This is a genomic window from Sphaerochaeta sp. (assembly GCA_022482495.1).
Taxonomy (GTDB): Bacteria; Spirochaetota; Spirochaetia; order Sphaerochaetales; family Sphaerochaetaceae; genus RUG023.
In genome coordinates this window covers 23,139-29,920 of sequence record JAKVPA010000014.1, presented here as the reverse complement: position 1 = coordinate 29,920, position 6,782 = coordinate 23,139, and the positions used below count along the sequence as shown (strand labels likewise).

The 6,782-nt window shown below is 53.0% G+C and carries 5 protein-coding genes, 1 tRNA gene and 2 pseudogenes; 6 read left to right on the top strand and 2 right to left on the bottom strand.

Features of this window, described 5'->3' with window-relative positions:
• Nucleotides 1-316 precede the first annotated feature (316 nt).
• Nucleotides 317-400 (bottom strand) — tRNA-Leu (locus LKE28_11135).
• A 310-nt stretch (nt 401-710) separates the two neighbouring features.
• Between LKE28_11135 and LKE28_11130 the strand changes: the two are divergent.
• The 6 genes and pseudogenes from LKE28_11130 to LKE28_11105 all read left to right on the top strand — a co-directional run bounded on the left by LKE28_11130 (nt 711) and on the right by LKE28_11105 (nt 5,838).
• Nucleotides 711-1,358: pseudogene (locus tag LKE28_11130) on the top strand (hypothetical protein).
• Nucleotides 1,355-2,375 (top strand): annotated as a pseudogene (locus tag LKE28_11125) (sugar kinase). The pseudogenes LKE28_11130 and LKE28_11125 overlap by 4 nt, the downstream one beginning before the upstream one ends.
• A 43-nt stretch (nt 2,376-2,418) precedes the next feature.
• A complete protein-coding gene (locus LKE28_11120; GenBank protein MCH3908747.1) occupies nt 2,419-3,396 on the top strand; it encodes a tripartite tricarboxylate transporter substrate binding protein in 978 nt (325 codons plus the stop codon).
• Nucleotides 3,397-3,747: 351 nt separating this feature from the next.
• A complete protein-coding gene (locus tag LKE28_11115) occupies nt 3,748-4,317 on the top strand; it encodes a tripartite tricarboxylate transporter TctB family protein (protein ID MCH3908746.1) in 570 nt (189 codons plus the stop codon).
• A 9-nt stretch (nt 4,318-4,326) separates the two neighbouring features.
• Complete coding sequence (locus LKE28_11110) at nt 4,327-5,532, top strand: tripartite tricarboxylate transporter permease (GenBank protein MCH3908745.1); 1,206 nt, start codon at nt 4,327-4,329, stop codon at nt 5,530-5,532.
• Between the two features lie 33 nt (nt 5,533-5,565).
• Nucleotides 5,566-5,838, top strand: a complete 273-nt coding sequence (locus LKE28_11105; GenBank protein ID MCH3908744.1) for a hypothetical protein — start codon at nt 5,566-5,568, stop codon at nt 5,836-5,838.
• A gap of 133 nt (nt 5,839-5,971) precedes the next feature.
• On the opposite strand, the gene LKE28_11100 is transcribed toward LKE28_11105, so the two are convergent.
• Nucleotides 5,972-6,742 carry an IclR family transcriptional regulator gene (locus tag LKE28_11100; GenBank protein MCH3908743.1) on the bottom strand — a complete coding sequence of 257 codons (771 nt, stop codon included), beginning with the start codon at nt 6,740-6,742 and terminating at the stop codon, nt 5,972-5,974.
• Between the last annotated feature and the right edge of the window lie 40 nt (nt 6,743-6,782).

Below are 6,782 nucleotides of genomic sequence, written 5' to 3'. Positions count from 1 at the left end.
CCCCCTTCTTGGCGAGGCCGAGCACGTAGTCGAGCGCCTGCGTCTTGGTGGTGCACCCGGTGCTGAACCGCCGCCTGCGCCCCTGTCCGTCGTAGGTGAGATACTGCCAGACGAATCCGTCCTTCGTCTTCCGTTTCGTGAGTGAAAACGCTTCTTTTGTCCTCATGGCATGCCTCCAGATGCACCCTATTGAGTACGTACTGTGTACGTATCTGTGTACGTGGTGTTTTTCCGGGGTGGAAACCCCGTGCAGGGCATGCCAAACAAAAAAGGCAAACCCTATGCAACTTCATTCATTGCAAGGATTTGCCTTATCTGCCCAGGAAAAGACTCGAACTTTCATAGGTGTGACCCCGCTAGGACCTGAACCTAGTGCGTCTACCAATTCCGCCACCTGGGCAACTCGCGATAGTATTCAACATCATTTTCCCAAGTTTGGCAAGGGGGGGCGTCATATTGTGTGGCTCGACATGAAAACAAAAAAATCCTCTCGGAATGGGAGCCTGTTGGGACTTCGAGGAAAAACGCTTCTTTGGGGGGCGAACGCATACGTGGTGTGAGGGAGGATGTATCCATATTTCCCCATTCATTTCCCAAGGAAAAAAATCTTTCAAAAAAAATTTGACAGAACAAAACAAGGGTGCTACGCTGACAATGTGTTTCGTGTTATAGAATACAATTTCATGTAATGAAACACATGGAGGAGCGTTGTGTTACAGGATCAGATAGAAAATGCAAAGATTATTGCGATTGTTCGAGGTGTTGATTCCTCATCGATCCAGAAGGTCGCAGAGGCTTTGTATCAGGGTGGCATACGGTTCTTGGAAGTGACGTATGACCATCAATCAAAGGATTTCAAAAAGACATCTGAGGCGATCAGCACGCTTTGCAAGACCTTCGCCGGACGACTTGACATTGGTGCGGGAACGGTTACCTGTGTCGATCTCGTGAAGGCTGCTGCGGAAAGTGGAGCAAGGTTCATTCTTAGTCCTGACTGCAATGTGGAAGTGATTCAGTGCCACCAAACGTCTCCATTTGGTGAGCATCCCCGGGGCGATGACGCCTTCGGAAATCCTTACCGCCTATGATGCCGGGGCTGATTTCGTCAAGGTGTTCCCCTGCAGGGATGCCTTGGCCCGTCCTATATCAAAGCGGTGCGTGGCCCGATCCCCCAGGTGAAACTGATGGCCGTGGGGGGTATTGACGCGTCCAATGCCGCTTCTTTTTTGGAAGCGGGGTGTGTAGGGCTGGGAGTCGGCGGAAAATTGGTCAGCAAATCATTGGTGGCGGCGGGAAAGTTTGATGAACTGACGAAAAACGCACAGGAACTCATCGCTGCAGTGCAGGGGAACGTATGAACGTCATCACATTTGGGGAAATCATGATGCGCCTGAATCCGGAAGGATACCGGCGTTTTGTACAGTCCGATCGTTTTGAGGTCTCCTATGCGGGCGGGAGAGGCAAATGTCGCCGTAGGATTGGCGCAATTGGGAGTACCCGCGGCGTTCGTTTCAAAAGTTCCTCGCCATGAGATTGGACAATGCGCGGTAAACGCGCTTGCCCGCTATGGCGTGGATACTTCCTTGATCGTTCGTGGAGGAGACCGCCTCGGTGTGTATTATGTGGAAAAAGGCGCGTCGCAACGGGCAAGCAAAGTGATTTATGACCGGGCGTATTCCGCCATCGCGCTGGCTGGCGCATCCGATTTTGATTGGGACGCCATTTTTGATGGCGCCACCTGGTTCCATTGGACAGGTATCACTCCCGCTCTGGGAGGGGAACTTCCCGCAATCTGCCTTTCCGCATGCAAGGCTGCGAAAGCCAGGCATATCACCGTATCCTGTGATCTCAACTTCCGGAAGAAACTGTGGAGCAGCGAGAAAGCGGGTCAGGTGATGGGGCAGCTCCTCCCGTATGTCGATGTGTGCATTGCCAATGAGGAAGACGCGAAGGATGTGTTTGGCATCCAGGCGGAACATACGGACATCAACCAGGGGAAACTCGTGAAGGATGATTATGTGTCGGTAGCCGAGCAGCTTTCGCAACGGTTCGGGTGCAAGAAGGTGGCCATCACCCTCCGGTCATCCATTTCCGCCAGCGACAACGATTGGGCGGGGATGCTGTACAGCGACCATCACGCATGGTTCTCCCCCACGTATCATCTGAGGATCGTGGACCGGGTCGGTGGCGGTGATTCGTTTGGCGCCGGTCTGATCTATGGGTTGCTGAACGGATTTGATGACCAGAAAGCGATTGACTTCGCCGTGGCGGCATCTGCGTTGAAACATAGCATTGAACAGGACTTCGATCTTGTCAGTGTGGATGAAGTGTTGTCTCTTGCTTCCGGAAATGCGTCCGGAAGAGTGCAAAGATAAATCTTGGGGTATGATCAGGCAGAGCCTGAAGGAAGGAGGAAGTATGAAAAAAGTATTTTCCGTGATGCTGATCGCTTTGATGGCGGTTGGTGTGTTCGCAAATGGTGCGCAGGAATCATCGTCGACCGGTGTTCCTGATTTTTCAAAAATGAATGTGCAGTGCATCGTTCCGTATTCTGCGGGCGGTGGAACCGATCAGGTGATGCGTGGGCTTGCTGATGCCGCGTCTTCTTCCTTCAAGAACATTTCCGTCATCAACGTCACGGGGGGCAGCGGTGCGACTGGCATGCTCCAGGGTGCCCACTCCAAGCCGGATGGGTCTGTGGTGACCATGGTGACGGTTGAGTTGGTGACGCTGGAAGCGATGGGAAACAATGCCGGTTTGACCTATTCCATGTTCAAGCCGATCATGTTGCTCAATACGGCCAGTTCCGCCATTACGGTGCGGGCGGATGATCCTCGGTTCAAGAATATCAACGATTTCATCGACTATGCCAAAAAGAATGAAGTTCTGGTGGGTAACTCTGGGATCGGAGCCATCTGGCATCTTGCCGCGGCGGGATTTGGGAAAGTGACGGGAGCCAAACTCAAGCACGTAGGTTACGATGGCGCCGCTCCGGCCATTACGGATCTTCTCGGTGGTCATATCGACGCGGTGTCGGTTTCCTATTCTGAAGTATCTTCCTTTGTGGAGTCCGGGGACTTGAAAGTGCTCGCCGTGCTTTCCGATCACCGTCTCGCAGCGATTCCCGATGTGCCTACGGTAAAAGAGAGCGGGTATGATGTTTCTCTTGGAACCTGGAGAGGCATTGCGGTGCCTGCCTCGACGCCGGATGCCATCGTGGATGAGCTGTACAAGATTTTTTCCACCGCAGCGGAGACTGAGAAATTCAAGACATTCATGAACAACACGAAGAACGTCATTGAAATCATGGATGGGCCGTCCTTCAAGGAAAAAATGAAGAACGAGTTGACGTTGTACTCTGACTTGGTGAAAGATCTGGGACTTGCCGTGAAATAAAGGTCGCCAACGCGCTTGGTGGGGAAATCACTCAGGATATCCTGAGTGATTTCCCATGGATTCCTTTGGTTGGTCGCCGGAATATGGACGTGTCCTGACATGGCTGTTTCCGGCTGGTCGGAGTCGGAGTGTGGTTGTCAGAAAACGCAATCATTTGGGAATATCGGCCTTTGGGGGCTTTTGGATTCCCTCCATGGCATTCTATCATGTCGGGAGTAAGGTCGGTTTCATGGTGCGGTTCCGGCCCGCACTGAGAGGGATTGCGGGAAAAGAAAAGGTATGCGGTGGGTGGGACAGCTTTCAGAACGTTTCCGCTAGTGCGCATGCAAAGGGTTTGGAGAAGGCAGGGATATGAGAAAAGCGAATATCATCGTGAGCATCCTCATTGCGGCGATCGCGATTACCATCATCGTGATTTCAGCCGGATACCCACGAACGGAAGCGTATGGTACGGGGGCTCCAGGTCCTGGGCTTTGGCCGATATCTGTTTCTGTGGTGTTGTTGGCGATGGCGGTGATCGTGTTTGTCAAAACGATCCGGGGAAAAATGGATTATGAGGATCCTGACCATACGTTCACGTTGGCAAGCCTGAACCATTTGAGAGTGTATCTTTCCATGGCTGTTCTGGTGGTATATGTGGCGCTCCTTAAGCCCCTCGGATTCCTGTTGCCGACCTTTGTGATGGTGGCGTTCTTCACCTACTGGTTCAGCAAGGAACAGGATGCCTCGTATGTGGCGAAAAAACCCAAAAACGCATTCGGAAAGATGATGTATCAGATTTTTGATATTACCGATGGCATGCGACAGTCTCGGCCTTTGTGGAAATGTCTGCTTGTTTCCGCCATTTCCACGTTGATTGTCTATTATGTATTCAAACTTGGTCTGAATGTTCCCATGGATTTCGGACTGCTCTATATCTAGGAGGATCGTATGGAATTCTTTGTTGAAGCGTTACGGAACGTACTCAATCCTGCAGTGATGCTCAATATGATCCTTGGCACCGCCATGGGTATCTGTATCGGTGCGCTCCCTGGATTGACTGCGACGATGGGCGTCGCACTCCTGTTGCCATTGACCTTCGGGATGGAGGCGACAGACGGGATCCTCATGTTGCTCGGTATCTATTGCGGAGCTATTTATGGCGGGTCCATTTCTGCGGTGTTGCTTCATACTCCCGGGACTCCCGCATCGGCGGCAACGGCGATCGACGGGTACGCGATGGCAAAAAAGGGGCAGGGGGGGCGTGCCTTGGGAATCGTCACCGTTTCGTCGTACATTGGGGGTCTGATTTCGGTGTTGTGCCTGATCCTGATCTCCCCACAATTGGCAAAACTTGCGTTGAAGTTCTCCTCTGCAGAATATTTCCTTCTTGCGTTGTTTGGCCTTTGCATCATCGGAAACATCAGTGGAAAGTCGCTTGCGAAAGGGATGATCTGTGGGTGCGTCGGTGTGTTGGTGGCGACGGTGGGCGTGGATTCCGTCACGGCATTCCTTCGGTTCGCGACGTTCCGGGGCCAAGCGGTGGTGAACCTTCTTGGCGGCATCAGTTACATCCCGGTGATGATCGGGTTGTTCGCGATGAGCCAGGCATTTGAGGGAATTGAGGAAATCTTCAAGCGGGATACCATTGAGGCGAAGATCTCCAAAGTGCTGCCTTCCAAGAGTGATATGAAGGTGATTGGCCGTGTCGCGCCGATCACCGGGTTGATCGGGACGTTCATTGGCATCATCCCGGGTGCGGGCGCTGATATCGGGGCGTTCGTCGGGTATGATGTCGCCCGTTCCCTGTCAAAACATCCGGAAGAATTCGGGACGGGATGCCCGGATGCGATTTCCGGACCGGAAGCCGGCAACAACGGGGTGACAGGGGGTGCCATGATCCCCATGTTGACGTTGGGGGTTCCTGGTGACGCGGTGACCGCAATTTTGATTGGAGCGTTAACGGTCAAAGGACTGAATCCCGGACCGATGCTGTTCACCAATCATAAAGCGTTGGTATACAGCATTTTTATCGGAATGTTTTCTGGCCAACACGTTGATGTTCCTCATGGGGTTGAGCGGTATCAAACTGTTCTCCCAGGTATTGAAAGTTCCCCAAGGCGATCCTCACCCCGATCATTTTCGTGTTGTGTGTGATCGGCTCGTACGCGATGAACAACAATCTGTTTGATGTCGGGGGTCATGTTGGTCTTCGGGATCATCGGATATTTCTTCACCAAGGTGAAAATACCGACGTCACCCGCAATCCTTGGGTTGATCCTTGGCCCGATGGCGGAGAAGAACTTCCGGACCGCCTTGTTGAAATCAGGGGGGAAACTGAATGTGTTCTTCAATACGCCAATCTGCTGGTTCTTCCTTGTGTTGATCATCTTCGCGTTGTTCGGCACTCCGATCCGGAACATGATCAAAGCGAGAATGCTTGCCAGAAAAGGAACGAAGTAAGCTGCACCCTCCATTCCTGGTCCCCAGGACCGCCACCGCCACTGGCCGTGGCCTCTGGGGAGACGGAAATGATGCGTTCCCTGCGCTTGAGACCTGGCCACGAACCCAATCGGTGATGGAGCGTACCGGTGGTCTACAGGCCAAGTTGCTCGGATATGATCTTCGCGGTATCCATCACGGCTTCCGCGTAGTTGCCAATCGTTTCTTTCGTGATGTGGAATACGGAACTTGCGATGCTGATGGAAGCCACCGGGTATCCCTTGCGGCTGAGGATCGGCGCGGCGACGCATCGCACCCCGATCTCATTCTCCTCGTTGTCGACCGCCCATCCACGCTTTCTGGTTTCCGCCAATTCTTTCTTCATGGCATCGAGGCTGGTGATGGTGGTCTGTGTCCGCGCGACGACATGGGATGATTTCCATACTTCTTCCAGATCTTCTTCACTGAGATAGGCGAGGATGGCCTTTCCCACACCGGTACAATACATCGGATACCGGTTCCCTACCTGGGACCCCATCTTCACCGACCGGTTCAACGAATCTTCCTTGTAGAGATACACGACATCACTGCCGTCCCGTATGACCAGGTGGACCGTCTCCCTGAACTGGGCGGACAAGTCTTCCAGATACGGGCGGGCAATGGTCAGCACATTGGTCCTGGCGGATACCCTGCTGCCCAATTCAAACAGCATCAAGGTGAGCCGGTATTTTCCTGTGGTGGCATCCTTCGTGACCCAACCATGGTTCATGATGGCGCAGAGCAGGCGGTAGGTGGTGGTCTTGTTCAGCGACACTTCCCGGGAAAGGTCCAGGAGGCCGAGCCCTTTGGGGTGGCTGGATAATACTTCAATGATAGCTAATGCCCGATCCACAGATCTGACAGGAGTTGATGGCTTGTCATCCATACCCTAAGTGTACCATCCAATACGGGATGTTTCAACGTAT